Origin of the sequence: Cellvibrio polysaccharolyticus (assembly GCF_015182315.1) — a bacterium.
Lineage (GTDB): Bacteria > Pseudomonadota > Gammaproteobacteria > Pseudomonadales > Cellvibrionaceae > Cellvibrio > Cellvibrio polysaccharolyticus.
Map to the genome: position 1 here is coordinate 364,388 of NZ_PRDL01000001.1, position 26,110 is coordinate 390,497.

At 55.0% G+C, this 26,110-nt stretch carries 22 protein-coding genes; 8 read left to right on the forward strand and 14 right to left on the reverse strand.

Annotated elements, in window-relative coordinates:
• The first annotated feature begins 73 nt into the window (after positions 1-73).
• The 4 genes from C4F51_RS01715 to C4F51_RS01730 are packed head-to-tail and all read left to right on the forward strand — an operon-like array spanning position 74 to position 5,720.
• Positions 74-1,132: a microcin C ABC transporter permease YejB gene (locus C4F51_RS01715; RefSeq protein WP_193906606.1), complete on the forward strand. Its 1,059-nt coding sequence runs from the start codon at positions 74-76 to the stop codon at positions 1,130-1,132.
• A 1-nt stretch (position 1,133) separates the two neighbouring features.
• Positions 1,134-2,270 carry an ABC transporter permease gene (locus tag C4F51_RS01720; protein WP_193906607.1) on the forward strand — a complete coding sequence of 379 codons (1,137 nt, stop codon included), beginning with the start codon at positions 1,134-1,136 and terminating at the stop codon, positions 2,268-2,270.
• Complete coding sequence (locus C4F51_RS01725; protein ID WP_235992252.1) at positions 2,227-3,849, forward strand: ABC transporter ATP-binding protein; 1,623 nt, start codon at positions 2,227-2,229, stop codon at positions 3,847-3,849. The genes C4F51_RS01720 and C4F51_RS01725 overlap by 44 nt, the downstream gene beginning before the upstream one ends.
• Positions 3,849-5,720: an extracellular solute-binding protein gene (locus C4F51_RS01730; protein WP_193906609.1), complete on the forward strand. Its 1,872-nt coding sequence runs from the start codon at positions 3,849-3,851 to the stop codon at positions 5,718-5,720. Before C4F51_RS01725 ends, C4F51_RS01730 begins: the two co-directional genes overlap by 1 nt.
• A gap of 82 nt (positions 5,721-5,802) precedes the next feature.
• Here C4F51_RS01730 and rsd read toward each other — a convergent pair whose 3' ends face one another.
• A complete protein-coding gene (gene rsd, locus C4F51_RS01735; protein WP_193906611.1) occupies positions 5,803-6,282 on the reverse strand; it encodes a sigma D regulator in 480 nt (159 codons plus the stop codon).
• Positions 6,283-6,473: 191 nt separating this feature from the next.
• On the reverse strand, positions 6,474-6,968 hold the full coding sequence (locus C4F51_RS01740) for a disulfide bond formation protein B (protein ID WP_193906612.1): 495 nt from the start codon (positions 6,966-6,968) through the stop codon (positions 6,474-6,476).
• Between the two features lie 279 nt (positions 6,969-7,247).
• On the opposite strand from C4F51_RS01740, the gene C4F51_RS01745 reads away from it, so the two are divergent.
• Positions 7,248-7,673: a flagellar basal body-associated FliL family protein gene (locus tag C4F51_RS01745; protein ID WP_202987588.1), complete on the forward strand. Its 426-nt coding sequence runs from the start codon at positions 7,248-7,250 to the stop codon at positions 7,671-7,673.
• Positions 7,674-8,090: 417 nt separating this feature from the next.
• Here the strand turns inward: C4F51_RS01745 and gshA are convergent, their stop codons facing one another.
• The 4 genes from gshA to C4F51_RS01765 all read right to left on the reverse strand — a co-directional run bounded on the left by gshA (position 8,091) and on the right by C4F51_RS01765 (position 13,833).
• Complete coding sequence (gene gshA, locus C4F51_RS01750) at positions 8,091-9,680, reverse strand: glutamate--cysteine ligase (protein ID WP_193912267.1); 1,590 nt, start codon at positions 9,678-9,680, stop codon at positions 8,091-8,093.
• Between the two features lie 151 nt (positions 9,681-9,831).
• On the reverse strand, positions 9,832-10,230 hold the full coding sequence (locus C4F51_RS01755; protein ID WP_193906615.1) for a hypothetical protein: 399 nt from the start codon (positions 10,228-10,230) through the stop codon (positions 9,832-9,834).
• Between the two features lie 136 nt (positions 10,231-10,366).
• Entirely contained in the window at positions 10,367-11,572 is a 1,206-nt protein-coding gene (locus C4F51_RS01760) for a serine hydrolase domain-containing protein (protein ID WP_193906616.1), read from the reverse strand.
• Positions 11,573-11,712: 140 nt separating this feature from the next.
• Positions 11,713-13,833, reverse strand: a complete 2,121-nt coding sequence (locus tag C4F51_RS01765; RefSeq protein WP_193906618.1) for a c-type cytochrome — start codon at positions 13,831-13,833, stop codon at positions 11,713-11,715.
• A gap of 274 nt (positions 13,834-14,107) precedes the next feature.
• Here C4F51_RS01765 and coaD point away from each other — a divergent pair, with 274 nt between their 5' ends.
• The 3 genes from coaD to C4F51_RS01780 all read left to right on the forward strand — a co-directional run bounded on the left by coaD (position 14,108) and on the right by C4F51_RS01780 (position 16,807).
• On the forward strand, positions 14,108-14,599 hold the full coding sequence (gene coaD, locus C4F51_RS01770) for a pantetheine-phosphate adenylyltransferase (RefSeq protein ID WP_193906620.1): 492 nt from the start codon (positions 14,108-14,110) through the stop codon (positions 14,597-14,599).
• Between the two features lie 110 nt (positions 14,600-14,709).
• Complete coding sequence (locus C4F51_RS01775) at positions 14,710-15,618, forward strand: hypothetical protein (protein WP_193906622.1); 909 nt, start codon at positions 14,710-14,712, stop codon at positions 15,616-15,618.
• Between the two features lie 250 nt (positions 15,619-15,868).
• The gene (locus tag C4F51_RS01780) at positions 15,869-16,807 is read left to right on the forward strand and encodes a DMT family transporter (RefSeq protein ID WP_193906624.1); all 939 of its coding nucleotides are present in this window, start codon (positions 15,869-15,871) and stop codon (positions 16,805-16,807) included.
• 22 nt (positions 16,808-16,829) lie between these two features.
• Here C4F51_RS01780 and fabF read toward each other — a convergent pair whose 3' ends face one another.
• The 8 genes from fabF to C4F51_RS01820 form a co-directional block, all read right to left on the reverse strand.
• A complete protein-coding gene (fabF, locus tag C4F51_RS01785; RefSeq protein ID WP_193906626.1) occupies positions 16,830-18,104 on the reverse strand; it encodes a beta-ketoacyl-ACP synthase II in 1,275 nt (424 codons plus the stop codon).
• Positions 18,105-18,183: 79 nt separating this feature from the next.
• Positions 18,184-18,996 (reverse strand): bifunctional DNA-formamidopyrimidine glycosylase/DNA-(apurinic or apyrimidinic site) lyase, encoded by an 813-nt coding sequence (mutM, locus tag C4F51_RS01790; RefSeq protein ID WP_193906628.1) that lies wholly within the window; start codon positions 18,994-18,996, stop codon positions 18,184-18,186.
• A 498-nt stretch (positions 18,997-19,494) separates the two neighbouring features.
• Complete coding sequence (locus C4F51_RS01795) at positions 19,495-19,671, reverse strand: hypothetical protein (RefSeq protein WP_193906630.1); 177 nt, start codon at positions 19,669-19,671, stop codon at positions 19,495-19,497.
• 121 nt (positions 19,672-19,792) lie between these two features.
• Positions 19,793-21,601: a DNA helicase RecQ gene (gene recQ, locus C4F51_RS01800; RefSeq protein ID WP_193906632.1), complete on the reverse strand. Its 1,809-nt coding sequence runs from the start codon at positions 21,599-21,601 to the stop codon at positions 19,793-19,795.
• Positions 21,602-21,634: 33 nt separating this feature from the next.
• On the reverse strand, positions 21,635-22,921 hold the full coding sequence (locus C4F51_RS01805; RefSeq protein ID WP_193906634.1) for a glycosyltransferase: 1,287 nt from the start codon (positions 22,919-22,921) through the stop codon (positions 21,635-21,637).
• Positions 22,922-22,939: 18 nt separating this feature from the next.
• Entirely contained in the window at positions 22,940-23,914 is a 975-nt protein-coding gene (locus C4F51_RS01810; RefSeq protein WP_193906636.1) for a lipid A deacylase LpxR family protein, read from the reverse strand.
• A 117-nt stretch (positions 23,915-24,031) separates the two neighbouring features.
• The gene (gene rnk / locus C4F51_RS01815; protein WP_193906638.1) at positions 24,032-24,439 is read right to left on the reverse strand and encodes a nucleoside diphosphate kinase regulator; all 408 of its coding nucleotides are present in this window, start codon (positions 24,437-24,439) and stop codon (positions 24,032-24,034) included.
• A 325-nt stretch (positions 24,440-24,764) separates the two neighbouring features.
• Entirely contained in the window at positions 24,765-26,087 is a 1,323-nt protein-coding gene (locus tag C4F51_RS01820; protein WP_235992253.1) for a TIGR03862 family flavoprotein, read from the reverse strand.
• Positions 26,088-26,110: the final 23 nt, after the last annotated feature.

Here is a 26,110-nt window from a genome sequence, read left to right on the forward strand (position 1 = left end):
CCAATTGCTGTTATCTCTATAAATTTTCTGAATGTTTCGGTGCACGATATCGTCTTCGAAACCGGCCAAATTCATGCTGCATTATCTTGTTATTCGTTTATTGGTGATGCTACCGACCCTGTTCGGTGTTATCACACTCACCTTTATTGTCACCCAGTTTGTTCCCGGTGGTCCGGTAGAGCAAATTGTGATGCAACTGGAAGGCTCCAATGAACGAGCCGGTGCCGAAGCCAGTGGCGGTGGAGTCAGTACCTACAGCGCTGGCACGCGTGTTGATCCGCAGCAAATTGCGTTACTCACCGAACTCTATGGCTTTGACAAACCCGCCATTGAACGTTACTGGATGATGATCAAACAATTCCTGGTGTTTGATCTCGGTGAAAGTTACTACACCAATCAAAGCGTGTGGGAATTGGTGAAGTCCAAGTTGCCAGTCTCGCTGACACTGGGGCTGTGGACATTTTTGCTGACCTATCTGATTTCTGTACCCCTCGGCGTAGCCAAGGCGGTTCGTGCCGGTTCGCGTTTTGACATGGTCACCAGCGTGCTGGTGTTATTTGGTTACGCGATTCCCGGTTTTGTATTGGGTATTTTATTGCTGGTGTTATTTGGTGGTGGAACCTACTGGAGCATTTTTCCGTTGCGCGGTTTAACGTCCGATAACTTTGAACAGCTATCGGCAGTGGGCAAGGTGCTGGATTATCTCTGGCATATCACCTTGCCGGTAACTGCAGCCGTGGTCAGTCAGTTTGCGATTAAAACCATGCTGACCAAAAACGCCTTCCTGGAAGAAATCAGCAAACAATATGTATTGACTGCCCGTGCCAAAGGTTTAAGCGAGCGCAAGGTGTTGTGGAAGCATGTTTTTCGCAATGCACTCTTGCCATTGATTACCGGCTTTCCTGCGGCATTTATTGGTGCTTTCTTTACCGGCAGTTTGCTGATTGAAACGCTGTTCTCGCTGGACGGTTTGGGGCTGTTGTCTTTTGAATCGGTAAAGCGTCGTGATTACCCGGTTGTGCTGGGTACTTTGTATTTATTTACCATCGTCGGTTTGCTCACCAAATTGCTGGGCGATATTGCTTATGTGATGGTAGACCCGCGTATTAAATTCAGTTCGAACAGGTCGTGATATGAGCCTTACCTTTTCTCCACAACCTGAGCCCAAGCGCGGTTTTTTTGAAAAATTGCGGCAGCGTTATTTTCCTGCCCGGCAAGCCACATCGGCTGCGGTTGAAGCCTGGCGTGAGATCAGCCTGTGGCAAAAATTCAAACGCAACCGTTTGGGCTATTACAGCCTGATTATTTTCAGTGTGCTGTTTGTGGCCAGTCTGTTCGCCGAGTTTGTTTCCAATGACAAACCGCTGGTGGTGCGCTACCAGCAGGAGTGGCGCTTCCCGATATTTACCGAATATTCCGAAGTTAACTATGGTGGCGTGTTGCGTACGCCCGCTAACTACCACGATCCTTTTATTCAGCAGCAACTGGAACAGCCCGGCAACTTTGCGATTTTCCCGCTGAATCGCTGGGATTATAAAGCCATGAATTATCAGAATGCCGTACCGCACCCGGCGCCACCGTCGGCAGATAATTGGTTGGGTACCGATATTGTTGGTCGCGATGTAGTAGCGCGTTTGCTCTATGCCTTTCGTTTGTCGGTGGTGTTCGGTTTGCTGCTCACCGTGGTTGGTTGTGCCATTGGCATTGTGCTGGGTGCTATTCAGGGATATTTCGGCGGCAAGGTTGATCTGGTAACCCAGCGTCTGATCGAAGTGTGGGGCGCATTACCGGAGTTGTATTTGCTGATTATTTTTGCTTCTTTGTTTGAACCCGGTTTGTTATTGCTGTTTGTTTTGCTGTCGTTATTCGGTTGGATGGTACTGGCAGACTATGTGCGCGCTGAATTTTTGCGTAATCGGCAGCTGGAATATGTTACCGCTGCGCGTGCCATGGGCTTGTCCAATTGGCAAATTATCTGGCGGCATGTGTTACCCAATAGCCTGGTGCCGGTCATTACTTTTTTACCTTTCCGTGTCAGTGCCGCAATCATGGCGCTGACCAGCCTCGATTTTCTGGGGCTGGGTGTACCTGCGCCCACGCCGAGTTTGGGTGAATTGCTGGCGCAGGGGAAAACCTATCTTTATGCCTGGTGGATTTCTATACCCACGTTTTGTGCGCTGGTTTCAACCCTGTTGTTATTGACCTTTATTGGCGATGGTTTGCGTGATGCGCTGGACTCCCGCCGCCACCAGCAAAGTGAGCGTGCCTGATATGAGCGATACCATTCTGGCATTAAACAACCTGTCTATTTCGTTTGGAGAAAAGCGTGCGGTTGAGCAGTTGAATTTGTCCATGCAGCGCGGTGAACGGCTGGCACTGGTAGGCGAATCAGGCTCCGGAAAAACGGTCACTGCCTTGTCTATTTTGCGGTTGTTGCAACATGCAACGCTTGACGGCGAAATTCGTTTTAACAACGAAGACTTGCTGCAAAAAACCGAAGACCAGCTGCGCGATATTCGCGGCGCGGACATCGCTATGATTTTTCAGGAGCCAATGACCGCGTTAAACCCGCTGTTTACCATTGGCAATCAGATCATGGAATCCTTGCAGCTGCATGAACAATTGGATAAGGCGTCAGCCCGGCAACGAACCATTGAGCTGTTGGCATCTACCGGTGTGCGCGACGCAGAGCATCGTGTCGACAGTTATCCGCATCAGCTATCCGGTGGTCAGCGCCAGCGTGCCATGATTGCCATGGCGCTCGCCTGCCGCCCCAAATTGATCATTGCCGATGAACCAACCACGGCACTGGATGTAAGCATTCGTGCGCGTATTATTGATTTGTTACTGAGTATTCAGCAGCGCGAAAATTTGTCGGTCTTGTTGATTACTCACGACCTGTTACTGGTCAGAAAATTTGCCACCCGTGTGGCGGTGATGGAAAAAGGCAAACTGGTTGAAGTCGCCGATACGGAATCTTTGTTCAGTCGTCCGCAGCATCCTTATACACAGAAATTACTGAACAGCCATCCGGTACGCAGCATCGCTGCGGTTGACCCGGATTCGCCAACTCTGCTGTCGGCGCAAAATTTGCGCGTTGAATATAAAAAAATTCGCCCGGGTTTCCGGGCGCGTTTCCGCCCCGAAGCACTGGCAGCGGTAGATGATGCCAATGTGTTGTTACGCAAGGGTGAAACACTGGGCGTACTGGGTGAGTCCGGCTCCGGAAAGTCCACCCTGGCGATGGCGCTACTGGGGTTGATTCGCCCGGCAGCGGGGGAAATTTCCTACCGCGGTGAAAGGCTGCGTTATGCCAGCAAACAATGGCAACAGTTGCGCTCCCGCATTCAGGTGGTTTTTCAGGATCCCTTCGGTTCGTTATCGCCGCGCAAAACCATCCGGCAAATTGTTGAAGAAGGTTTATTGCTGCACCGCCCGTCATTGAATGCATCGCAGCGGTTACAGCGGGTGATTGATGTGCTGGCCGAAGTCGGCCTGCCGGATAATGTATTGAACCGTTACCCGCACCAGTTTTCCGGCGGCCAGCGCCAGCGCATTGCGATTGCCCGTGCGGTGGTGATTGAGCCGGAAATTATTATTCTCGATGAGCCGACCTCGGCACTGGATGTTTCCATTCAGTTTCAGGTGTTGGAATTACTCACCGGTTTGCAAAAAAAATACGGCCTCAGTTACGTGCTGATCAGTCACGATATTGCGGTGGTGCGGGCACTTTCCCATAGCGTCATGGTGATGAAGGACGGCAAAGTGGTTGAATTCGGTGAGACTTTATCACTACTGGCGGAACCGCAACATCCTTATACCCGCGCTTTGATTGAGGCGTCTTTGTAATGACTATTTTCTTTCGAACTTTTGCAAAGCGCCGTCTGACGGCGCTGCTGTGCAGTTTTCTGGTTGGCAGCCTGCTGTCGATAAATGCAACGGCTGACCATGCCGTTGCCATGTACGGTACGCCCAAATATGCAGCAGATTTTACCCATTTTGATTATGCCAACCCGGCTGCGCCGAAAGGCGGAACCCTTGCATTGGCAACTTCCTACGCGGCGACGGACTTCGACAAACTGAATCCGTTTACACTGCGCGGCAACCCTGCCCCCGGCTTGTTGGAACTGGTATTTGAAACTCTGGCGGTATACAGCCTGGATGAAACCATGACCCAGTATGGTGTGATCGCTGAAGATATTGCTATTGCAGATGATGCGCGTTCGGTGACCTTTACCTTAAACCCCAACGCGCGATTTTCCAACGGTGATGCTATTACCGCCGAAGACGTGCGCTATTCTTTTGAAACCCTGACCAGTGCCAAAGCCTCGCCACGTTTTCGTTTGTATTTTGCCGGTGTATCAGGCGTTGAGGTTTTATCCGCTCGGAAAATCCGTTTTAACTTTGAACGTGATAACCGCGAGCTGGCGTTTACCCTCGGTACGCTGCCGGTTTTTTCGCCAAAATGGGGGCAGGATGCCGATGGCGAACCGCGCTCCTTCGATGAAATTGTAAAACACAACCCGATTGCCAGTGGCCCCTATTCCGTGGAGTCTGCAGATTACGGTCGGGGCAACGTTACTTACAAACGCAACCCGAATTACTGGGCTGCCGATTTGCCGTCGCGTCGGGGTACTCACAATTTTGAGCGAGTTACCTACAAATTATTCCGCGATTATGATTTGCAGGTTGAGGCGTTCAAAGCCGGTGTGTTCGACATTATGGTAGAAGGCAAGGCGCGCAACTGGTGTTGTGTTTATAACGGTGTACGTTTTGATCGTGGCGAAGTGACCAAGCGTTTGTTTGAGCATAAAAACGTACCGGCCATGAACGGTTATGTTTTTAACTTGCGCCACAAACGCTTTCAGGATGTTCGCGTGCGCAAGGCACTCAGTCTGGCTTTTGATTTTTACTGGGTGAACAAGAATATTTTTTACGAAGAATACCGTCAGCCTTACAGTTATTTTTCTACCACCGATCTGGCCGCAACCGGTTTGCCGGGTGAAGATGAACTGGCATTGCTGGAGCCTTGGCGTGAACAATTGGACCCGGCGGTATTTGGCCCGATGGTAGAATTTCCCTCCACTGAAGCACCGCGTTCATTGCGCGACAATATTATTGAAGGGCAAAAACTGCTGGAAGAAGCCGGTTGGGTGTATCGCGATGGCGCGCTGCGCAATGCCGAGGGTGAACCTTTTATTCTTGAAGCCAGTTTGACGGAAGGTATTCCCCTGCCCCGCATTGAAACCTATTTGCGCAATGTGGCTTTGTACGGTATTGAAATTCGCCGCCGCCTCACTGACCAGGTAACATCCCGGCGGGATATGCAAAAATTTGATTTTGATCTATCCCATGTGGTGCTGCGCGAATCGCGGATGCCCGGTGGCGACATTGCGGCCAAATTCAATGGTGCTGATGCCGATGTGGAAGGTTCGGAAAATGTAATCGGTGTGAAATCGCCAGCTATCGATTTTCTTCTGAAAAAATTATCCACCGCTGCCGATGAAGCGTCACTGCGTGCCGCGGCGAGAGCGTTGGACAGGGTATTGATGCACGGTTATTACGTGGTGCCGGAACGTTATTCTTTTGAACATCGTGCGGCTTACGATACGCGCCTGGCCTGGCCTGAAACCTTGCCGGACTATTACGCGGTGTACGACTGGGCGTTGGCGTTCTGGTGGGAGCGGGAAAATGGCGAGCGGGGAAAAGTGAACCCCTGAGACAAAACAGATCAGCGGGAATACCGTTCATGCCAGGCGGTATTCCCGTTGCAGCTGGCCGTTTTCAGGCCGGTAAATTCAATCAGGCTTCCGGTGCATTAACCAGATCGCGGTGCGCGGTGTGCAGCACAGCAATCATGCGGTCTTCGGCGCGGAAGCGGGTTTCCAGCGTTTCCCCGAGAACGGAAAGATCGGCGCCCAGCGTTTCCAGGTCATCGGTTTCCAGATATTTGTCATTGAAGTCCAGCACCTGACCGGTGGTGTGATCAATCACTTCAAACAATTCGGCGGCTTGTTTCAGCGCTTCCTGATTTTCGAATTCCTGACCTTCGCGGATCAGTTTGTCATAAATTTCAAAGTGGCCTGCAGAAACATAATCGACCATTTGCTGACAGAGACGACGCAGGCGATCCTGGCGTTCCACCGATTCCGGCTCGGCCGCTTCAAGCGCTGCCAGTTCACAGTATTGCACCAGCATGGTCTGACGATCGTGCAGCCAGCGGTCAATAATTTCGCTTACACCGCCCCACAATTCCCGGGCATTTTTACAATTATCCAGCATGATTTGTTCCCTGTTAATGGAGGGTCGCGTTAACGCGACCGTTCAATGTTTGGTAGCTCCACCTTAGGCTATTCGTTGCGGCCGGACAAGTCGAACAGTTCGCTAAAGCGGAGGGAAATGGTGCGGTTTTGTGCGCCACCGCTGTTTTCGATGACGCGACGATGTAACCGCCGCGATCAACGCTGGCCAACTCAAGCCTGGCGGCTAACGCGAACAGCCTGAAACAGATTGACGGCAGCCATGCCGATAAAAGCAAGCAGCGTCCACAGCGCAAGGCTGACACCAAACAGGCGATCAACTTCTGCGCAATTGCCATCGCCATGCAACATGGCTTTCAACACATCCATAAACGGAAACACTTGCATCATATATTCGAGCGCCGGGCCACAAGCGGGCACCTGATCCGGCGGCAGGCTTTGCAGCCACAACTGGCGGCTGGAAAAATAGGCGCCACCCACTGCCAGCAGCAGGCCCAGCACGGCATAAACGCGCACGCCCCGTTTCGCCGGGTTATGCAAAAACGCCAGCAAGGCGACCACGCCCACGGCGATGACGGCAATGCGCTGGGTCATGCACAGCGGGCATGGTTCCATCCCCATAACATGTTCAAGGTACAGCGCGATCAGAATCAGTGCGGTACAGCCGAGAAAAACGATCAGATTAGTGACACGAACGGAAGGAAGCATGATGAATCTCTGTAAGGTAAGCAGGCCCTAATACTACGGAAAAGGTGCTCTGCTTGCCAGTTATCAAGGATGGGTAGCGCCTCGCGTGCTTTGGCGCCAGGGCGCAGTTATTGCAGGCTTTTTCTTGACCCTCGCGCCCTGCAAGGGTTCAATACCCGCTGGTCGATGCGTTAATAACCGGTGCTATCCGGTCGCCTCTCGACAGTGTTACGGGAATATGGAATGGAGGCAGGCAATCCGGTCTGCCAACCGCCATCTCGCCATCAGGAGTTATGCGAAGTGAGCATCAGGATAAAGTCGGTTAAAGGGTGGCTGTTGATAGCCATGGCGGGATGTATGGCCTTGATGGCCGGTTTTGCGCAGGCCAGTGCGCCAGCCGCTGCACCGGACGGCGTTTCCTATATCACCTTTTCGCCGCTGGTGGTGAATTACGGCAGCGGCCCGCGCATGAAATACCTCAAAGCCGAAATTTCAGTGCGCGTTGCAGATGGCGCGACTGCCACAGCAGTACAACACCATATGCCGTTGCTGCGTAACGGGTTGGTGATGTTGTTCAGTCAGCAGAGCGAAGAGGCGGTGGGTTCGCCCGAAGGCAAAGAGAGTTTGCGCCAGCAAGCGCTGACCGCAATCAATCAACTGATTCACGAAGAAACCGGCCAGGGCGGCGTGGTGGATTTGTTTTTCAACAATCTGATTCTGCAATAACCCAACGAACGCTACCTTCTCGCGGCGTCAATTCAGAGAAATGCCCATATTTGGGGCTGTTAACTGCCACTCTGTCGGATTTTCATCAGGTTGTTTGTTCCAAAAAATTTACCCCGATGAGGGATAAAAGCGCAAACTTCACTATGCCAAAGATCTGCACCATACGAGTTTGGTGTTAGCCCCCTTCTTCCAAAACCGTCGGGTCATGGACAACCGCCAGGGATGGCGGGAGTTAGAGTAACGCAGGAGCGGTTGCCGTTGACCCGTCGGAGCTACAAAAACGTATGCATTCGCCACATCCATGTGGCTCACCCTTCGGGCAGCTACGCTGTGCAAATTGCCTATCCTGCCAATTTGTCATGCGTTTTTGGAAGAAGGGGGCTAATGCCAAACGGCCAGAATGGCACCTTCCCGATTCTATCCCGCACTCGCTACAGCTTGCTGACACCCGCACTGATGATACTGTTGATAATAATCAGCAAGATACTCGTCAAACGGCAATTGCGGTTGTTGTTCCTGGGCGTGTTGTTCGTCCAGAGACTGTTGGCGCAACTGCTCGAAGTGGCTGGCAATCGTTGCATCCGGCTTGCGGCTGGCAAACCAGCGGCGGTGCTGTTCGGCGAGTTGCAGGCTGTGGGTAAAGAAACTGATATCTTCAGTTTGCATATCGGCCAACACGCGCGCCGACGGCGTCAGTGACGGATCTTCCAGCTTGGCAAATTGTTGCCTCACCGCCTCTTCGTACTGCGTTGAACCGTTAGCCTCGTCCAGCAAACGCGCACAAATCAGCGTTTGCTCAAGAATATCTTTAGCCCAGCTGCGCATCGGCACAGATTGCCCCTGGTTCAACAACTGCAATTGCGGATCGCGACCGGCATACACAATATCTTTCTGGTTCTGCTGTTCTTCCGCCCACACCGTGCAATTGGTTTCCGGGCTGTCCTGCAACAGACAGAACATCAGGAACGCATCCATCACCCGCAGCTGGTCGGCGTTGACGCCCAGAGGTTCGTAGGGGTTAAGGTCAAGGCAGCGCACTTCAATATATTCCACCCCGCCAAGACGCAGTGCCTGCAAGGCCGTTTCGCCAGAGCGCGCAGTGCGCTTGGGGCGAATGCTGCTGTAGAACTCGTTTTCAATTTGCAGCAAACCGGTATTCAGTTGCTGGTAGTTGCCTTGTGCATCGCGCAAACCGAGCGTTTCGTAAGCCGGATGAGTGCGGGTAATCGCTCCGCACAAGGTATTCAGGTAAGACGGCAGGTCGTTGTAATTGACCACCAGCGCTTGTTGCGCCGAGCTTTGGTAACCGAGATCGCCCATGCGCAAGGACGTGGCTTCGGGCAGATACATGGTGCCGTGGTTCGGGCTGAAAGGTTGCAGGCGGTGCTGGCGACCTTGCACAAAGCTGCCGCAAACGGCGGGTGCGGCACCGAACAGGTAAATCATCAACCAGAAATAGCGGCGGAAGTTACGAATCAGTGCGAAGTATTTGCGGGTTTTGAAATCGGTAAGGCTCTCGCTGCTGTTTTCATCGGTGTGCAGGGCTTGCCAGAAATCGTCCGGCAGCGAGAAGTTGTAGTGCACTCCGGCGATGGTTTGCATGGCGCGGCCGTAGCGATGGCCGAGGCCAACACGGTAGATGGTTTTCATCAAACCGGCATTGGAGCTACCGTAACGGGCTACCGGAATTTCTGCGTCGCTGCCGAGTTTGCAGGGCATGCTGCTTGGCCACAGGCGCTCGTTGCTGCGCTCCAGTTGGTCAAAGGTAAAGCGATGAATATCGTCGAGCTGTTGTAACAGGGCATCAATATTGGTGAAGGGCTCGGTGATAAATTCCACCAGCGCTTCACTGTAATCGGTGGTGATATGCGGGTGTTTCAGTGCCGACCCCAGCTCTGCCGGGTGGTCAGTTTGCGCCAGGGTGCCTTCGGGCGTGATGCGCAGGCTTTCCTTTTCAAGGCCGCGCAAAATGCCGGTGAGCGCGCGGTTTATTTCCGGGCGGGCCATCAACGCCAGGCGTGATGGAGGAATGGTAGTGGTGTGGTGAGCCAAGCGCTGCTCCTGAAAACTGTCCAGGCCATAGCGCTGGAACAAAAAATCGTAATGCACAGGTTAACGCATTGCCTGGGGTTATGCCTGTGCTTCCCGGTCTATCCGATTACAGCAGCGATCCCTGAGGATGATCATCGTCAGGGGTTTCAAGAGCAACCTCTGTCTCCGGCGTGTCTTCGCTGGAAGATGGGTCGTCAGGCAGCGGCGTGTCCGCATCAGCCTCTGGCGAGGCGGTGATCGGTGTGTCTTTCACCGCCGGGGCACCCGAGCCGGCTTCCGGCAGAATATCTTCCGGTATCACCGGCAGGCCTTTTTCGCTGACGCCGCAACTGACGGCGTGAATGCGCTGGGTGTAGTCTTTCGAACTCACCTCGAACATCAGGTTGATGGCTTCATCTTTATGAGGGGTTTTGTACAAACTGCCCGGATCTCTGCCATCCAGCCAATCTTTCTGCTTGCCCAGGAAAAGCCTGGCCTGGTTTTGCAAAATATATACTTCACTCATGAGCACCTGCCGAAACGCGGTTTTTTCAAACTTCTGCGGGTGGTTTGCCGCCCGCACTCTGCAAAAAGTGAAGCCCTTTATGAGGGCAAATCGGGCGGTAACAAGGGGGTATGCCGTAATTTTCTCTCGCCGGTGATTAACGGGCGCTCTGGGTGATCATTTGCTCGGGCAATTGCTGCTCTTGCTGACGATCCAGCGCATAGCTGTTAACGAACTGGAAAATCACGTCGCGTGCCAGACGGGTTTCAGCGTTGGTCAAAAAGACCATGCCGATATCCAGCTCGCGGTTGAAGACCATTTCAGCGCGAAAACCCTGTACCCAGCCGCCGTGGTGCACGAAGTTCTGGTAGGCGCCCACATCAAATACCCGCCAGCCAAGGCCGTACCAGGTTTTTACCGTGGCGGGCTGTTGGCCGTAATGGGAGCGGGCCACCGCGTTGCGAATAATTTTGCTGTGTAGCTGGTCCAGCGTGGTGGCGGCAAGTACGTCAGGGCGATAACCCATTTGCGCCATCAGCCATTTGGCCATGTCATTGATACTGGCGTTGGCACCGGCAGCCGGGGCGATATTGTAGTAGTTCTGGTTCACTTTCACGCTTTGCCATTTACCCTGGCGCAACACGTGAGGGGTGGTGTGGTTGGGGCTGGCTTGCAGCGCATCAATACCAAACGAGGCATTGGTCATGCCCAGCGGTGCGAACAGGTGTTTGCCCACAAAATCTTCGTAAGTTTCACCGCTGCGCGCCTGAATCATGTCGCCCGCCAGGCTGAATACCACATTCTGATAGCCGTAGCAGGCTTTGGGGGCGCAGGAAAAATCTACCGTTTTCAACCGTTGCACCACATCACTGTAGGGCACATTGTCTTCAATCAGGTTGGTGTAGGCATGGGGAATTAAACCGCTGGTGTGTGCCAGCACGTCCTGCAAGGTGACTTGTTTGCCGTAGGCGGCATTTTTGAAGCGCACATCTTTCAGGGTGTCATAAAGGGTTGCGTCCCAGCCGATTTGCTGTCCCTGAACCAGTACCGCGGCAGCGGTGGAGGCGATGGTTTTGGAGACTGATGCGAGGCGGAACACTGTGTCGGGTGTGACCAGGTCACTGCCGCCCACTTCGCGTACGCCGTAGCCTTTTAAAACCTGCACCTTGCCGTTGGCAATTACCACCAGCGCAGCACCCGGTACTTCAGGCGCTACGGTTTCAGCAATGTAGTTTTCAAAGTCCACCACAAACTGTGGCATGTCCTGGGGAATGGGGTTGGCAAATACCGCAGATGCCAGTGTGCTGCCACAAACCAGAGCGGGAATCATGGCCAGCCGGGAGAGAATTTTTTTCAGATACATAGGAAATGACCGATCGCTTCGATGAATACCAGACGAACCGCGTTGGGTTCGGGGTCCTTTTATTATCGGGTGCGGGTTGTTGGTGCCCTGCCCCTGTTTGGCGCCCGTTCCTGTCGGGCGCCCGGGCGCTGATGGTCTTTCTACAGAGTTTTTAAAAACTCCAGCAATTCGTCCCGTTGTGTCGGGTCCAGCGCAGGCAGGACTGTACCATCCGGTTGCGGGGTTCGGCCAGCGGCATATTCATGTCCGTTATTGAAATTGCCTTTCAAATCGGTGCGAAATACAAAACCTTCGTAGCCTTCGGTTTTGAAACCCACTTTTTGCGGATCGAATTCGCGGCTGCCCACCAGAAATTGCTGCGGCCGGTATTCGCCATTTTCCGGATCACCGGGGCGCTTTGCCGGTAGCAATAAATCGTACAGCGTGGGTACCGAACCATTGTGCAAATAAGGCGCGGTGGCCCAGATGCCATTTAACGAACGCGCTTTATAAGCCAGCAGCGAATCGTAAGGGCGCGTGGTGGTGTCGGGTCGGTACTGTCCGGCTTTCACACTGTATTTCACGTCGTTTTCAAAAAACGACAAGCCCAGTGTGTACAACCAATCCAGCCAGCGGCGAAACAAAAATTTATCCGGGTCTGCCGATGACACCACGCCGGTGGTGGCCGAAGTCAGAATCTGAATGACCGGTGCCGTGTCTTCCAGTACCAGCGGGCCAACGCCGGTATCCTGGTAGGTGTATTTGAAATTGCCGGAGCGTCCGGTGTAGTTCACGCTGTTTTCCGCCATGGTCGGGTCGGTGCCAACCAGGTTGATATCCGACATCTTGGCGATCACCATCCGGTCCCAGGCATCCCGCTCAATCAGCTCGTGGCAGGCCTGGCAATATTTGGCGTAAATGCGTTTGCCGCGGGCGGCTTTGGGGCGATCAATTTCGCCGAGCACAGCTTCCGGCCACACCGGCGATGTCAGACTTTTCAGTTGGGCTTCCAGCCGTTGCAGGTTGATCAAATCAATGGATGAGGTGAAGTCGATATGCTTGAGTTTTTTGCGCTGGCCAGTGAGAAAGGCCGACAGGCTGAAACCGGGCGGTTGGGCGCTCCAGTCGAGAATGCTGAACACGCCGATCACCTCACCGGCGTTGCGCCCCAACGGGCCAACCGCAGCATTGCCCGCCAGACCGTTCCATTGCACGTAGTCAGAATGGGTGATGTCCCATAAAAACGGATAGCTCACCGGCGCATTCGGTTCATTGAACAGTGCATCGCGAATCAAATACATGGATTGTTCATCCAGCGCCGGTGCACCGGGGGCTGACGACATCAGCCGCTCTACAATCAGCAGGAATTCGTCGTCGCCAATAATGGTGTCATTGATCGCGTCCAGCGCATGGTCAACTTGCGCTGCTGTCAGCAGCGGTTGGTCGTTATCGTTCAGCAACTCCAGCAAAATACCGCGCAACTGGCCTTTATCCAGCACGTATTGCAATACCCGGTTATAGATGCGACCAAAGGCATCCAGCCGCGCATAGGCGTATTCCAGCTCGCTGTGGTTGATGCGGTTGTAGAGTTCGATTTTGGTGGTCCAGTGGTGCAGTGCGTCTTGTACCTGGTCGGCATCCATAAAGTCGTGGCGCAGCGCCAGTACCCGCTCGTTAAAGCGATGGCGCTTGGCCTCGTCGGCGAGGGTTTGCACCAGCGCTTTTTCCAGAGCCAGTAAAAAGCTCACCATATCGGCTTTGGCCGGGGCGCCATCAATACGAATCGCCTGGCCCTGGTAGTTCACCTGGCCGGTATGGCAGGCGGCGCAGGTAAAACCCACGTAGTTCATCTGGCGGTAATATTCTTTGGTAAAGCCGACTGGCAGGCCATCGGGGTTAAAAAAGGTGGGCTTTTGCGGCAGGTAGCGGAACAGATCCATGTGCTGGTTATCGCGAAACAGGATTTCGCTATCCACCTGCTCCAGCGCGATAAAGAAATCGTAGGGAATCAGCGCCGAGCCCTGGGTAGTGTTGTAATACCAGAGCGTATCGGCGACGTTCCAGCCCTGATCCAGATAAATGGGGGTGGCAAAGCTTTCGCCCAGGGCGCCGTTCGGCATGGCAATGGCACCGCGATCCGGATCGCGATCCAGGTTCTGGTAAATCTTGCCAATCGCCAGGGTAACGCCCATCAAAACAATGACTGCGACCAGCACACCAAGCAGAAACTTCCAGCGGTGTTTAAAAAAAAGGTAAGCCGCCGCCAGTAAGTGGAATTGCATAATCCTTGTCGCTCCTTTCCATTTCTCCATTGATCAGCGCATCCCGCTGATACAGCGCTCTTGTAAAGAACGCGGTTCCGCACGCCGCACTGATAAGCGCTGGCGCGTAAATAGATAAAATAACCAGAGGGAGACTACGCTTTTTTTGGCTGCGGGAAAACCGCTTATTGCCATCTGCCGTTATGGCTTGCGGTGCAGTGTGCTGGCAGTTTTGCACCTTTTTTTGTACTATCTGCCTCCCGCTGCCTGGCAGCCCGAGTTTTGAGAGAATTCCATGCGGACAGTGGTTTATCCTGGCACTTTTGATCCTATTACCAACGGCCACATTGATCTGGTGGAACGCGCTTGTCGCCTGTTCGATAAGGTGGTGCTGGGCGTGGCAGCCAGCGAGCGTAAAAAACCGCTGTTTTCCCTCGAAGAGCGTGTGGGGCTGGCGAAGCAGAATCTTTCTCACCTCGCTAACGTTGAAGTGTGTGGTTTTAATATTCTGCTGGTAGATTTTGTTCGCGAAAAACAGGCCAGTGCGGTGTTGCGTGGTTTGCGTGCGGTGTCCGATTTTGAATATGAATTCCAGCTGGCCAATATGAACCGGGCGCTGGTGCCAGACACTGAAAGTCTGTTTCTCACCCCTGCTGAACACCTTTCTTACATTTCTTCCTCAATCGTGAAAGAAATCGCCATTTTCAACGGTGATGTCAGCAAGTTCGTCACCCCTTCAGTGTCGAAAGCACTGTCAGTAAAATACGGCTTCACCACTGCTACCTGATTTTTCCATCCCGACTGCGCTTTTTTCGGCGCCATTCCCTGAGCCGGTTAACAGTCTGGCATTTTCGCTTTTGTTAGCATGCTGACTCTTGAATCATTGATGGAGTCATTATGGAAATGCCACGGCGAGCAACCAAACCGCTACTGTTAACCTTGCTGGCTGCATTGTCATTTGCTGCCCAGGTTGAGGCGCAAAGCGATGATTGTCAGCTGGTCAGCACCGCCAGTGTTCAGCAAACCCTGGGGCTGGGCGCGCCGAAGCATAGTCAGGCGAACAGCTACGGCTCCTGTAACTGGTTGTTTCCGGAATCCGGCCTTTTCAAAACCCAGGTTTTCAAGTTGAGCAGCACCGCTGAAGCGGGCGAGTTGTATCAGGGTTATCTGCGCGAAACCCTGGCCGAGGCGGAAACCACGCCGCTGGGCGAACCGCTCGGGCAAAAAAGCATTCGCGGTGTTAAAGACCAGCACAGCCATCGCGTGGCATCGGTGGTGATTTTGCAGGACGATCAGGTGATCGTGAGCGATTATCACGATGATCCCGCCAAATTTGACGGGCAAACGCTCAACAAACTGGAATCTTTAGCTGCTCAGGTCTTCGCCAACCGCGGTGGTATTGACCAGGATTTTGGCGGTTGCGACTGGTTTCCTCCGGCACAAACGGAACTGCTGCTGGGCAAAAACGCCACCATACAGCGGCTGGCAGACCAGCATTGTCTGGCCTATACCAATGATGGTGGCTCGCTGACCTTGTCGACCACGCCGTCGATGAACGCTGATGCTTTCGCTGTGATGCAAACCTCCTACAACAGCAATTGCACCACCGCTGCTTTGCGGGAACTGGGCGATAACGCTTTTGCCTATTTCGATTGCAAATCAGCCAATCCGGTAGTGATTGTGGAGATGCTGAATAAAGCCACTCACGGCAACCTGGCCTACGCGCCACCCGGCGGCCGCGCGGCCAACAGCGGTGATGTGGAAGCCCTCAAGCCGTTGCTGCGTCATATCAGCAGCAAACTGTAATCGCTGGTTGCCTGCCAGGTTGTTGGTTTGTCATTAGGCTGTTTGACTCGCCGGTTTTGGAGCAAACAGCCTGACACCAAACTCGCATTGTGCCGGTCCGAGCATTCCTGTCCTGTTACCCGTAAAACGCCCTTTCGTGGTGCAAGGTTGATACAATAGCGCGGTTATACCCCGAAGCCTGTTATCAGGAACCTGGGTTTGGTGTTGCTTCCTCAGGAAGCGCGTCGTTCTTCTCTGCAGGTTCTCCCTTATGAATACCTCCTCCAGCGGTGAATTTTTCACCCGTCGTTCGGTTTTATTTCTTTGTGCCACCCTGTGTACTTTGCTGTGGGGCAGCTCTTATCCGGCCATTAAACGTGGTTACGCGATGCTGGATATCGCGCGCAATGATATTCCGGCGCAAATGCTGTTTGCCGGTTACCGGTTCTTTCTCGCGGGGCTGTTTTTATTGGTGCTGGCGAAGCTGATGAGCAAGTCCATCGCGATACCGCGCGGCGCTCAGCTGCGGCAGATCGCCATTCTCGGGCTGACCCAAACTACCATTCAGTACGTGTTTTTCTACGTGGGCCTGGCCTATGCCACCGGTGTTAAAGCCTCGATCATGAATGCCACCGGCACCTTTTTCAGTGTCTTGCTGGCGCACTTTATTTATCACAACGATCGTCTTACCCATCGCAAAGTGCTCGGTTGCGCGGTGGGTTTTTTCGGCGTGCTGGTGGTGAACTTCAACGGCAGTTTGCTGGATCTGGATTTTGCCCTTAACGGGGAAGGTTTTATTGTTATCGCCGCGTTTATCCTGGCGGCAGCGTCCATTTACGGCAAACGTATTTCGCAGCATATGGACGTGATGTTGATGACCGCCTGGCAGTTGTCGCTGGGTGGTTTGGCGCTGATGGTGCTGGGTTGGTCAACCGGCGGCGCGCTGGGCAGTTTTGACTGGCAGTCGGCGTTGCTGCTGATTTATCTGGCGCTGCTCTCTTCTGCCGCCTTTGCCTTGTGGGGCACGCTGCTGAAATACAACCCGGTGGGTATGGTGACCATTTTCAACTTTTTGGTGCCGGTGTTTGGCGTGTTGCTTTCTGCGCTGTTCCTCGGCGAAACCATGCTGGAATGGAAATACCTGATTGCGCTGGTGCTGGTGTGCACCGGTATTTTTCTGGTTACCCGCCTGCCGCGCGCGCTGCGCTAGCGCGAACAGCAGGCATTGGTTTTTACTCAGTCCAGCGTTTAAACAGCGCGCTGGCATTCACTCCGCCAAAGCCGAAACCGTTGGAGAGCGCATATTCCATCGCCAGCGGTTGCGGTTTTTTTGCCACCAGATGCAAACCCTTGGCCTGTTCATCCGGGTGCTCCAGATTAAGCGTGCCTGGCACGATTTGATCGCGCAGGGCCAGAATAGTGAAGATGGCTTCCAGCGCGCCAGCGGCACCCAGCAAATGGCCGGTGGCTGATTTGGTCGAGGTAATGGCCACCTGGCTGCCTTCACCAAACAGCGTGCGGATGGCGGCCAGTTCGGCGGCATCACCCACTTGCGTTGCAGTAGCGTGGGCGTTGATGTGTTGCACTTGTTGCGGGCCAATGCCGGCTTGTTGCAAGGCCAGCTCCATGGCCCGACGAGCGCCCTCGCCGTCTTCGGGGCCGGATGTCACATGCCAGGCATCGGCGGTGGTGCCGTAACCAACCAGTTCAGCCAGGGGCGTGGCGCCTCTTGCCTGAGCATGTTCCAGCGATTCCAGAATCAGCACACCAGCGCCCTCGCCCATTACAAAGCCATCGCGCTCACGATCAAACGGCCGTGAGGCGGCGGCCGGGTTTTCTTCATGGCCGGATGACAGTGCCCGCGCGGCGGCAAAGCCGCCCAGGCTGACGCGATCCAGGGTGGCTTCGGCCCCGCCACACACCACCACATCGGCTTCGCCGCTTTTAATCAGGCGCGCACCATCACCGATGGCTTGCACGCTGGCGGCGCAGGCGGTTACCGGTGCGCCCAGCGGGCCTTTAAAACCGTAATGAATGGAAATTTGCCCGGCGGCGAGGTTGACCAGAAAGGCTGGCACGGTAAAGGGCGACAGGCGTTTCGGGCCAAACTCATCGGTGGTGCGCACCGCATCGACAATCACCGGAAAACCGCCAACACCGGAGCCGATAATGGTCGCGGTGCGCAGTTTTTCCTGCTCGTTGGCCGGTTTCCAGCCCGCTTGCGCCAGCGCCTGATCTGCCGCGCTCAACGCATATTGAATAAAATTCGCCATGCGGCGTTGATTTTTCGGGGTGACCAGCCGGTCAGGATCAAACCCCCCTTGCGGATCTTCACTGATGCCCGGCACCAGCCCGCCCACGCGCACGGCGAGATCCTGCACCGTCGCTTCCGGTAATTTGCGAATACCCGACTGCCCGGCCAGCAGCCGCTGCCACACGGTTTCTGTGCCACACCCGAGCGGAGAAACCAGGCCCATGCCGGTAACGACAATACGTGTGTTATTCATAAAAAATTCCAGATCAAAAAATATCGTTACCCGTTCAGGGCGAGCATAGCGCTATAGAATATCAAATATTTTCAGTGGCTTAGCGTTGGCAGTCAGTACAGTAAACCGTAGAGCGCCCGCCCATGCGCACCTCTTTCAAGGGTTTGCTGCACTCCGGGCAAGGTTTTCCGGCGCGGCCATACACCAGTAATTGCTGTTGAAAGTAACCGGGTTTGCCATCGCCGCCGACAAAATCCCGCAAGGTAGTGCCGCCCTGGGTGATGGAACGTTCGAGGACGAATTTGATGTCGCGCACCAGGTCATCGCAGTTTTTGCGGGTCAGGGAACCGGCTTTGCGGATGGGTTTGATGCGCGCCATAAACAGCGATTCATTGGCATAAATATTCCCCACACCCACCACGATGTCATTGGTCATGATGAATTGTTTGACTGGCAGGTTGCGCTTGCGGCTGCGCTCGTACAAATACTCGCCGGAAAACGCCTCGGTTAACGGCTCCGGCCCGAGATGGCGGAGCAGGGCGTATTCCTGCGGATCGCCCTCTACCCAAAGCAGGCAGCCAAAGCGGCGCGGGTCGCAGTAACGCAGAATAACCTCGCCAAAGGCCAGATCCACATGGTCATGAAACAGTGCTGGCATCGCCTCGGTCACAATACGCAAGGAACCCGACATGCCGAGATGAATCAGCAAAATACCGCCCGGAAAATGCAACAACAGGTATTTGCCACGGCGGCTGATACCGCTAAGTGGCTGCTGGTGCAGCAATTCGGTGAGATTATCCGGAATGGGCCAGCGCAGTTTCGGTTGGCGCACCACGACACCGGTAACGGCACGGCCGGTAATGTGTGGCGCAATGCCGCGCAAGGTGGTTTCAACTTCGGGTAACTCGGGCATGACAGCTCCTGGATATGGCGGCACCTGAACTTTATGCAGGGCATTATACGGCTGAAAAAAATAGCCGGGGCAGCGCCGGCTTGATGCCGCTGCCCGGTTGCTTGCAAAACCGGCCAACGGGGCTTTTTAAGCGCCACACAAGGGCAGGGCAGTTCGGCGCAAAATGCATCTTTTTGGCATTTAATGAGTCAATTTTGCTGACGACAGGCTAGAATACAGCCCGGTTTCGTTTTTCAGGCATTCGGATATGAGCACTTTGCGAAAGTATCGGCGGCAACCGATAGCCGTAACAACAGGGCGTGTGGTTTCGCTTTGCCTGCTGCTGTTATCAACCGCTTTGCAGGCGCAGGAAAGCGGCCGAGGCTGCGATTTCCTGTTATGTGTGGATGCAAGCAGCCATCAATCGCCGGTTTTACCGCCTTCGGCGGCGTCGCTGCGTAGCGACTGGCGCGCCTTATCTTATTCGTTAATATCCGGATTTGCTGCGATTGAGCCGGGTTATGACGCGAATGGAATAAAAATGGAGCAAGTTTCGCCTTTAACGGCTTCGAATTCGCCATTTGGCGACAATTTTTCATTGCTGCGTGACAAGGCAGGGCGTTGGCTGATAAATTCTCTCAACCAGTTTGCACCGCTCTGGTTGATACTGACCGGATTATCCGGTTTATTCATCATGCGGCGCCGGCTCCATAGATAGTTTTTTCTTCACTCGCCCGGTGAACTCGCTGTTCAGGAGAACCATCGCCACTGCGCAGGGACGCTCTGGCGCAGCGACTTTTTTTCCCTCTTTGTTTTATCAATCCGCGTATTCGTAATTCCGTATCACTTCCAGAAACGCCTCACCAAACCGCTCCAGCTTGCTATCGCCCACACCCGTTAATGCCAGCAATTCCCGCTCGTTCAGCGGCCGGTGCTCCAGCATTTCCCGCAAGGTGGCATCGTGAAAAATCACGTAAGGGGGTACGCCCTGAGCCTCGGCCAGTGTTTTGCGGCAGGCGCGCAAGGCGTGCCATAAGCCCAGATCTTCCGGGGCAATATCCACCGCCGGGCGGCGGCTTTGTTGTTGGCCGGTAGTGCGCGATTCGCGGCGCATACGGATAGTTTCTTCGCCGCGCAGCATGGCGCGGCAGCCGTCGTTGAGCTGCAAACTGCCGTAACCGTCCGGGTCAACATCCAGATAACCCCGCGCCACCAGCTGGCGGAACACCGAGCGCCATTCATCGGCAGAAAGGTGTTTGCCAATGCCGTAGGTAGAAACGTGGTTGTGCCCCAGTGACATCAGGCGCTCGTTTTCGCTACCGCGCAGCACGTCAATCACATGGTTGGCACCAAAGCGCTGGTTGGTGCGATACACACAGGACAGCGCCATGCGCACCGCTTCGGTGGCATCCCAGGTTTCCGGGGGGGTGAGGCAGCAATCGCAATTGCCGCAGGGTTCGTCGAGGTTATCGCCAAAGTAGCGCAGCAGCGTCTGGCGGCGGCAGGTGGTGATTTCGCACAGCCCGAGCATAGCTTGCAGGCGCTGCTGCTCGTGGCGTTTGAATTGTTCGTTACCTTCCGAGTTGCCCATCATTTGCCGCAGCTTTACCACGTCTTCCAGACCGTACAGCAACAGCGCGGTAGCCGCCTGGCCATCGCGTCCGGCGCGCCCGGTTTCCTGGTAGTAGGCTTCAATGCTTTTGGGCAAATCCAGATGCGCGACAAAACGCACATCCGGTTTGTCGATGCCCATGCCGAAGGCGATGGTTGCCACCATCACCAGGCCTTCTTCGCGCAAAAAGCGGTGCTGGTTGGCGGCACGGGTTTCTGCGGGCAAACCGGCGTGGTAGGGCAGTGCTTCGATACCTTCGCCGCATAACCAGGCCGCCGTTTGCTCAACCTTGTTGCGCGACAGGCAGTAAACAATACCGGCGTTATCTTTTTGTTCTTCGCGCAAGAAGCGCAGCAATTGCTGGCGCGGGTTGTTTTTTTGCTGGATGCGGTACTGGATATTCGGGCGGTCAAAACCGCTGATAAATTGCCGCGCTTCGGCCAGCCCGAGGCGTTCGATAATCTCGGCGCGGGTGCGCACATCGGCGGTGGCGGTAAGGGCGATGCGCGGCACCTGCGGGAAAACGCGGTGAAGAATGTCCAGGCGTAAATAATCGGCCCGGAAATCGTGCCCCCATTGCGCTACGCAGTGGGCTTCGTCAATGGCAAACAGGGCAATGCGACTGTTGTGCAGCAGGTCGAGGGTGCGCTCCTGCAGCAGGCGCTCGGGTGCTACATAAAGCAAATCCAGCTCGCCCCGTTGCAACGCCAGTTCGGTTTGCCATACCTGTTGCGATGACAGGGTGGAGTTCAAATAACCGGCGCGTACGCCCAGCTCTTCCAGCGCGCTGACCTGATCCTGCATCAGTGCAATCAGCGGCGAGATAATCACCCCGGTGCCTTCGCGCACCAATGAGGGGATTTGATAACACAGGGATTTACCGCCGCCGGTGGGCATTAACACCAGCGCGTCGTCACCGGCGACCAGGGTATCAATCACGGCGGCCTGGTTACCGCGAAACTGGTGGTAACCAAAAACGTGTTCGAGAACGGCCAGGGGAGTGGAATTGGTCACAGGGGGCGCCGGGTTAGTGATTCAGATAGGGGATTATCCACGGTTTTTCGCAGCGATCCACTGTGACATGTATTGATGGCTCTTGTGCAGATGGTGCCGCAGCATGCTGCCAACGATATTACGCTGGCGCTGGCCGTTAATATCAGCGATCAAATCATCCAGCCGTTGTTGCAAAGCGGCGGTGAGAGCAGGGCGGGGAAACACCTCGCGCAGCAACACCGCGGCGCGATCGCGGGTTTGTTGCCATTGGCCGGGGTCGCTGTAAAGCGCCACCGCCTGGTTGACGAAATCGGCGTTGTTATCGGCAATGGCGCCCGGCCAGGGCAATTGCCCGTGCATGCCTTCGGCGCCGGTCGGCGTAGTGACCGATGGCGTACCGTTTTGCATGGCCTCTATCAATTTGCCTTTCAAACCGGCACCAAAGCGCAGCGGCGCCAGGCACACCCGAGCAGCGCGCATCGCGGCGGCAGCATCATCTACCCAGCCAGCCACAATAAAACCTTCGCGCGGGTTGTGCAGCGCGGTGGCTTTGGGCGGCGGGTAGGCGCCGTAAACCAGCAAGCGGGCTTTGGGTAATTGCGCCCGAATTGCGGGCCAGAGGGTGTTTTTCAGGCAGAGCACCGCGTCCCAGTTGGGCTGGTGGCGAAAGTTGCCGATGGATAAAAAATCCTGTCGCTGTGCAAAGTCGCTGCCCTCGGCAACCGGTGGTTCGTCGAGCAGAAACGGGCAGTAATGCAGCAGGCTGGCCGGTACACCGCAGCCCTGTTGTAGCAACTCCATCTCTACCGGCGAGATCATCAAGGTCAGGTCACAGCGGTAAATAGCCGCCAGCTCGCGCAAACCGGTGTCGGAATGGCTGATCCATTGCACCGCATCGGTGACGCTGGCGTTAGTGGCTGGCGGCAGGGCGTAGTAAGGCGAGCCTGCCGGGGCGGCAGCCAGTTGCTGTTTCAGTTGCAGTTCGCGGGCGTGGCGCAGGCTGTGCAGGTCTTCGGTGTCCAGCACGCGAATGGCGTTGGGGCACACCGCTTCTACCCGCCAGCCAAATTGTTCTTCGGTGAAGAAACGGTCAAACAGCACCAGATCCGGTTGCAGTTGGTGCACCTGATTATTAAAACTGTCGCAATTGAGGGCGACGGTCATTTCTGCAATGCCCAGCGCGGTTAAATCAGCGCGGTGCGGCGACAGCTGGGCCGCCGAGGCAAAGGTAATTTGCCAGTTTCTGGCCAGAAAAACCTCGATGAGTTGCATCATCCGGCTGCCAGCCGCCGACGAGCGGGGTTCCGGCCAGACGTAGCCGATAATCAGTACACGAAACATCAATTAACCTGTGAAAGTCTATAGTCGCCAGGCGAGGGTAACCGCACCGAACGTTTGCCGCGAAGTGGCCAGTTTATCCAGTGACGAGCCGTCGGCATAGGCAAGACTGACCATCAGGCTATCCCAGGAGAAAGCAAAACCGGCCAGCACGGTGTATTGGTCGTGGCGCAAACTGGCCGACGGGCTGGAGCGGAAGGTGTTGCCGTTAATAATAATGGCGTTGTGCACATACTCGGCGCTGGCGCCCAGGTAAAAGTACCAGCCGCCTTCAATGGCTATCGGGTTGGTGATGCGCCCGGTGAGCATGGCGGTAGACGGAAAGCTTTTTACCAGCCCGGAGCCGTAACGAACCAGCGCGCCGGTGCCGACCGAGGATTCGAGGTTGCCGACATCAATATTGGCCATGCCGACCACGTCAAAGCGGTCACTGTCGTCATGGGCAAAGCGCCATACCCGGCCACGCGCAACCTGCCCGAGAATCTCGTTTTTCAGCTGCGAATCCCAGCCTTTGGGTTCAGTAGAACCGGTAATGTTGTGGATCAGTTTTTGGGCTTTTTCTGCGCCCGAGGCTGGCCCCAGCACGCCCACTGTGAGGCTGACGTTATCGGCAACATCATCGTTCACCACAAACCACGACGAGCGCAAAAAGAGTATCCCCGCGTAGGGCGCATCGTTGGGGTCGGGTTCTACTTTGGAAATATCTCTGGGGGTGGACATCACCTGGCCAAAGGTGTGGGCAGAAAAAGCCGAGTCGTATTCATCGCCGACCAGCCAGCTCACCGGCCGGGTGAGCAGCGGCGGTTTGGCAGTGGCGAGGTTATCCTCGTGAAGGTCATACCAGGAAAAAAAGAGACCGTTGGTATAGCCGCCGCCATCTTTTCCGGCGAATAAATCGTTATGCCATACCACGGAAATGGCATCTACATCAGCATGAACAGGGGCGGCGATAAATGAAGACAAACCTAGCACACAGCACACGTGTTTCCATGACATAAGGGGAAGCCTTACCCAAACAGATCAAAGCACCTGCCTTGCGAAATCCATTCGATGCAGACCCTTAAGACAGGATGCTGTGTCTGTAACAGAACAACGACCCCTCGCAGGGGTCACTCAAAGGTGAAAATCACCCGCTTCTTCCGGTTGGTAATCCACCTTGTCAATACGAACGCGGGTGGATTTGTCGCCGCCCACAGACCAGTCAATTTCCTGGCCAACCGATAAACCGATCAGGGCGCTGCCTACCGGCGCGAGTATGGAGATTTTATCAGCAGAACCATCCATATCGGCGGGATAAACCAGAGTATAGGTCATGGTTTTACCTTCCGGTAATACCGTAAAGGTGACGCGCGAATTCATAGTTACCAGCGTTGCGGGTACTTCTTTTGGCGCAACCACATCGGCGCGCTCCAGCTCTTCAAACAGACGGTCGCGGGTAACAGCGCTGGATGCAGGCAGAGAATCGAGTAATTTTTCAATGCGTTCAAAATCACGCGATGACAAGGTAATAGCAGGTTTCATGAGCGGAGACTCCGGCGTAACAAACGCAAAATTTTATAAAAGCCCGGCTTCCGGAAGGTGTGAACGATCCGGATGCGAAGCACTGATTTAAGGGTTGGCTGGTCGGCGAGGTGACAACAACAGGCCACTCAAAATGCGACGAGCGTGATTTGTTCTGCGATGTTGAGTATCGCTTGCTGCCGGTGAATGTAGAAAAAGCGCCACAGGCGCTTTTATGGAAATTCGTCGGCAGTAGTGACTGGCAGTCAAATCATGGCCTGGGAAGAAAAAACCAGGTAGGAATCGGGTTGATGATAGGCCAGGGGTTTCAAAACAGCAAGAGGCACTATTGCGGTGCTTTTTTTAAATATTCCACCACGCCCTGGCCGGCGCGATAACCGGTGGCAAAACAGGCGGTGAGTAAGTAACCACCGGTCGGTGCTTCCCAATCCAGCATTTCACCCGCGCAAAACACGCCCGGTTGGGCGGTTAACATGCCGTGATCATCCAGCGCTGAGCGGCACACGCCACCGGCTGAACTGATGGCTTCATCCAGCGGGCGCACTGCGGTCAGGGTCAGCGGCAGCTGCTTGATGGCTTGCAGTAATTGCTCCGGCGAACGGCAGGCTTCTGCATCCAGGTGCTCACGAATCAGTGCGGTTTTTACCGCAGGAAAACGCAGCACTTTGCGCATAAAAGTACTGAACGACATACCATTGCGCGGCTTTTGCAGCGTTTTTAACAAAGCGACCGGCTCGCGATCCGGCGCCAGATCGACCCGCAAGGTGGCTGTACCCTGTTGCAGAATTTGCTCGCGCAAGGAGGCTGACAAGGCATAAATCGCGCTGCCTTCAATGCCGTATTCCGCCAGCGTTGCCTCACCGCGATAGCGGTGTTGCTGGCCGGTATGATCGCTACATTCCAGCGCGATGGTATTAAGCGGTTCACCGGCATATTGCTGGCGAAAATGCTCACTCCAGGTCACTTCAAAACCGCAGTTGGATGCCCGTAATGGCGCTACCGCAATGCCTTTTGCCTGTAATAACGGCAGCCATTGGCCATCCGAACCCAGCCGCGCCCAACTGCCGCCGCCCAAGGCCAGCAACGTTGCCGATGCGGGAATAGCACTGACCTGTTGCCCGGTTTCGGTGGGGTGCTCAAAGCGCAGTTGGCCATCGTCCTGCCAGCCCAGCCAGCGGTGACGCGGAAAAAACACCACACCTTGCTGGCGCAAACGGTGCAGCCAGGCGCGCAATAAAGGCGCGGCTTTCATGTCGGTGGGGAAAACCCGGCGCGAGCTGCCGGTAAAGGTTTCAATGCCCAGTGAATGCACCCAGGCGCGCAGCTGGTCAGCGCCAAAGTCTTGCAACATGGGCTCAAGCCAGGCTTGAGCCTCGCGGTAGCGGGTAACAAAACGCTCGAAAGGTTCGGCGTGGGTAATGTTCATGCCCCCCACACCGGCCAGCAAAAACTTGCGGCCGGGCGAGGGCATGGCATCGTATACGGCGACCGGGTAACCGGCAGCGCTGATCACCTCGGCCGCCATCAAACCGGCCGGGCCGGCACCAACAATAACTACCGGCGGTGAAGAGAAGGGGGCAGAAGCGCTCAGAAAAACCTCGGAGTTACCGTGGAAAAAGACGGGCGCTGTTTTGCAAAAGCACAGCAACTGGCGACCGGTTAATGCCCCGT

What these genes read in the sequence shown, in the direction of transcription:
- C4F51_RS01775 (WP_193906622.1), top strand. Translation starts at nt 14,710, where the DNA reads ATGGAAATGCCACGGCGAGCAACCAAACCGCTACTGTTAACCTTGCTG.
- rnk (WP_193906638.1), bottom strand. Translation starts at nt 24,439, where the DNA reads ATGAAACCTGCTATTACCTTGTCATCGCGTGATTTTGAACGCATTGAA.
- coaD (WP_193906620.1), top strand. Translation starts at nt 14,108, where the DNA reads ATGCGGACAGTGGTTTATCCTGGCACTTTTGATCCTATTACCAACGGC.
- fabF (WP_193906626.1), bottom strand. Translation starts at nt 18,104, where the DNA reads ATGAATAACACACGTATTGTCGTTACCGGCATGGGCCTGGTTTCTCCG.
- C4F51_RS01795 (WP_193906630.1), bottom strand. Translation starts at nt 19,671, where the DNA reads ATGATGAATAAACCGGATAATCCGGTCAGTATCAACCAGAGCGGTGCA.
- C4F51_RS01765 (WP_193906618.1), bottom strand. Translation starts at nt 13,833, where the DNA reads ATGCAATTCCACTTACTGGCGGCGGCTTACCTTTTTTTTAAACACCGC.
- C4F51_RS01780 (WP_193906624.1), top strand. Translation starts at nt 15,869, where the DNA reads ATGAATACCTCCTCCAGCGGTGAATTTTTCACCCGTCGTTCGGTTTTA.
- C4F51_RS01715 (WP_193906606.1), top strand. Translation starts at nt 74, where the DNA reads ATGCTGCATTATCTTGTTATTCGTTTATTGGTGATGCTACCGACCCTG.
- mutM (WP_193906628.1), bottom strand. Translation starts at nt 18,996, where the DNA reads ATGCCCGAGTTACCCGAAGTTGAAACCACCTTGCGCGGCATTGCGCCA.
- C4F51_RS01760 (WP_193906616.1), bottom strand. Translation starts at nt 11,572, where the DNA reads ATGTATCTGAAAAAAATTCTCTCCCGGCTGGCCATGATTCCCGCTCTG.
- C4F51_RS01730 (WP_193906609.1), top strand. Translation starts at nt 3,849, where the DNA reads ATGACTATTTTCTTTCGAACTTTTGCAAAGCGCCGTCTGACGGCGCTG.
- C4F51_RS01810 (WP_193906636.1), bottom strand. Translation starts at nt 23,914, where the DNA reads ATGTCATGGAAACACGTGTGCTGTGTGCTAGGTTTGTCTTCATTTATC.
- C4F51_RS01805 (WP_193906634.1), bottom strand. Translation starts at nt 22,921, where the DNA reads ATGTTTCGTGTACTGATTATCGGCTACGTCTGGCCGGAACCCCGCTCG.
- C4F51_RS01725 (WP_235992252.1), top strand. Translation starts at nt 2,227, where the DNA reads ATGCGCTGGACTCCCGCCGCCACCAGCAAAGTGAGCGTGCCTGATATG.
- gshA (WP_193912267.1), bottom strand. Translation starts at nt 9,680, where the DNA reads ATGGCCCGCCCGGAAATAAACCGCGCGCTCACCGGCATTTTGCGCGGC.
- C4F51_RS01740 (WP_193906612.1), bottom strand. Translation starts at nt 6,968, where the DNA reads ATGCTTCCTTCCGTTCGTGTCACTAATCTGATCGTTTTTCTCGGCTGT.
- C4F51_RS01755 (WP_193906615.1), bottom strand. Translation starts at nt 10,230, where the DNA reads ATGAGTGAAGTATATATTTTGCAAAACCAGGCCAGGCTTTTCCTGGGC.
- rsd (WP_193906611.1), bottom strand. Translation starts at nt 6,282, where the DNA reads ATGCTGGATAATTGTAAAAATGCCCGGGAATTGTGGGGCGGTGTAAGC.
- C4F51_RS01720 (WP_193906607.1), top strand. Translation starts at nt 1,134, where the DNA reads ATGAGCCTTACCTTTTCTCCACAACCTGAGCCCAAGCGCGGTTTTTTT.